The organism is Streptomyces sp. NPDC004752 (genome assembly GCF_053601275.1).
Window position 1 is genome coordinate 1 of record NZ_JBSGBN010000278.1, and the last position, 3,045, is coordinate 3,045.

General features: G+C 75.9%; 2 protein-coding genes. One reads left to right on the plus strand and one right to left on the minus strand.

Translation table 11 applies throughout. The features are described 5' to 3' along the window. Positions 1-1,328: serine/threonine-protein kinase (locus ACWEKM_RS46245; protein ID WP_451627321.1), on the minus strand; the 1,328-nt coding region annotated here is incomplete at its 3' end. Positions 1,329-1,713: 385 nt separating this feature from the next. Between ACWEKM_RS46245 and ACWEKM_RS46250 the strand changes: the two genes are divergently transcribed. Then, positions 1,714-3,045, plus strand: a 1,332-nt coding sequence (locus ACWEKM_RS46250) for an FHA domain-containing protein (protein WP_451627322.1), incomplete at its 3' end; no start/stop codon positions are given.

A 3,045-nucleotide genomic window follows, 5' to 3' on the forward strand; every position in this document is an offset into this window, starting at 1 on the left:
GGCCGCTGCTGATGCTGGGGCGCGGGCTGGTGCTGCGGCCGGGCCACCTGGCGCTGGGGGCGGCGGCGCAGCGGGTCCTCGTCCGGGTCGAGGTACTGGACCTGCGTCTGGTCGTTGCGGTCACGGGCGGCGCGCAGCTGGTTCTGCCAGGGGTGCGGCTGATCGGGCTGCTGCCCCTGCTGCCCCTGTTGTCCGGGCTGGCCCGGCCGGCCCTGGGGCATCGGCGGCATGACGGCGGTCGGGTCGGCCGCCCCGGTGTTCGGCAGCACCGCGGTGGGGTCGGCGGCGCCCGCCGGGCCGCCGGAGTGCGGCAGGACGCTGGTCGCGCCGTTCGGGTCGTACGCCCCCGCGGACCCGCCCGTCGGCAGCACCTGGGTCGGGTCGGCCGCCCCGGGCACGCCCGGTACGGCGGTGGGCGTCGGGTCGGGGGCCAGCAGGGCGCCGACGCCCTCGGCGGCGGCGATCTGGGCGGGGTTGGCATGCACGCCGATGCCCTCGGCGACGACCCGCAGGCCGCGCGCGAGGTTCTCGGCGCTGGGGCGCTCGGCGGGGTTCTTGCGCAGGCAGCGCTCTATCACCGTCCACAGCGGGTCGGGCACGGTGGAGGGGCGGCGCGGCTCGGCGCTCAGGTGCTGGTGCAGGACTTCGAGGGCGGAGCCGCCGGAGAACGGCGGACGGCCGGTGACCAGTTCGTACAGCAGGATGCCGGCGCCGTAGATGTCGACGGCGGAGGTCTGCGGGTGGCCCTCGGCGGACTCCGGCGCGATGTACGCGGGCGTGCCGACGAACTCGTGCGTCCGGGTCAGGCCCGGGGAGTCGGCGAGGCGGGCGATGCCGAAGTCCGTCAGCAGCGGGTTCATCCGGCCGTCCTGCTGCCGGAGCAGTACGTTGGCGGGCTTCAGGTCGCGGTGGACGACACCGTCGGCGTGGCTGGCCCCGAGCGCGTCGGCGATCTGGGCGGTCAGCAGCGCGGCGGCCACGGGCGTGAACGGGCCGTTCTCGCGCAGGTAGCGGTGCAGGTCGGGGCCCTCGACGAGGTCCATGACCAGGGCGAGCAGATCACCCTCGACGACGAGGTCGCGCACCCGGACGATGTTCGGATGGGTGAGCCGGAGCAGGACGGACCGCTCGCGCAGGAACCGCATGACGATGTCGGCGTCGCTCGCCAGCTCCTCCTTGAGGACCTTGATCGCGACGGTCTCACCGGGCTGGCCGGGCACGGCCGCCTCGGCGCCCGCCGTCTCCCTCTGGCGGGCTCGCCAGACGGTGCCCGTGGCGCCGCGTCCGAGCGGCTCCTCGAGCAAGTACTTGCTGCCTACCGGCCGCACGTCATGCGCTCCCTGTTGCTTGCTCTGTCGCTTGCTCTGTTGCTTGCTCTGGTGTTCCGATCCACTGTAGTGCCGCCTCCGGGGACACCACATAAGCGTTCCCGTCCATGTGCGAAGGAAAGACGCTCCCCTCGCTCTCCTGGTTGCCGAAAGGTTGCCGAACCGGGGCAGGTGCGCTCCCAAGTGATCACCTGACCGGTACCGGTCAGCCACTTTTGCGGTACCGGTCAGGCACTTTTGGGGGCAGAGCCGACCAATCAAGATCACTTACCACCGGGTCGCGGGCGCGCTGTGGGTGACAGGTGCGAGGATGCGTGCAGTACTGGCCGACGTGCTCGTGTGGGGTGGGGAGTCCGCGCCCGTGCAGAAGGGACCGCTGACGGCGATGCAGATCCGGCTGACCGTCGTAGACCCGCTGGGCCCGTCTCCGCAGCGGGGCCGCGCCGCAAGCCGCGAGGTGCTGGTCACGGCGCCCGTCGGCACCGCCCTGGCGGCGGTGACGTCGGCGCTCGCCTCGGCGGTCGCCGGCGACGGTGGCGCGGGCCGGGACGCCGCGGCCCCGGTCGTGCTGTACGCGGGCGCCGAGCGGCTGGATGCCCGGCGCTGCACCCTCGGCGAGCCCCCGCTGGTCGACGGCGCCGTGCTGGCCCTGGGCGCGCCCGCGGAGCCGGAGCCCCATCCGGAGCTGGACGACGCCCCGACACAGCTGCACGTGGTCGCGGGCCCGGACGCGGGCGGGGTTCATCTGCTGCACGGCGGCCGGGTCACCGTCGGCCGTTCCGCCGACGCCGATGTCCCGCTCGACGACCCCGACGTCTCCCGCCTCCACTGCGCGGTCACGGTCGCCGCCGACGGCGGTGTCTCGGTCGCCGACCTCGGCTCCACGAACGGCACGGCGCTGGACGGCGTGCGGGTGGCCGAGCGCCCGGTCCGCTTTGCGCCGGGCGCGCTGCTGCGGATCGGCGAGTCCGCCCTGCGGCTCACTCCGTCCGGGGGGCCCAGGGCCCTGATGCGGACGGCGCCCGACGGCGAGGGCTGTGTACGGGTGACCCCGCGCACCGGGGAGGCGTCGGACGCCGGGTACGCCGAGTACGCCGAAGACACTGCGTACGCCGGGACCATCGGGTACGCCGGGGACGGCGAGCGCGCCGCGGCCCCGGGGAGCGGACAGCGCGCGCCTTCCGGGCCCGCCCGGCACGTCTACGGCACGGCGGGCTGGGACGCCCCGGGTACGGCCTCCGCCGCCCAGGAGCACCGTGGGGTGGAGCCGCCGGTCGTGTCCCGGCAGGGCGGCGCGCCACGGATCGAGAGCCGGGGCGGGGCGTGGCAGGCGCACGGCGCGGGTCCCGAGGCGGGCGGCAGGGACACCCACGCCGGCCGCTTCGGGGCCGGCGGGCCCGGCACGGCCTTCGGCGGCCCCGGCCGCGCGGGAACGGAACCGGGCACGCGCGCGGGCGGCCCCCCGACCCCCCGGACGACGGCCCACGGCACCGAAGCGGACGGCGCCGCCCCCGGTCCGCACGTGCGGGGCGGCCACACCGATCCGCATGCGCGGGGCGGCCACACCGAGGACACCGACACCGGCACTCCGGGCACGCGCCCGCGCGGTCACCACACCGCGGACGGCCCGGCCGGGTCGTACGGGCCCGGCGGCGGCCCGGGTGTGGGATGTGCAGACCAGACGCAGCATCTCCGTGAACGACGGGCAACGCTACGT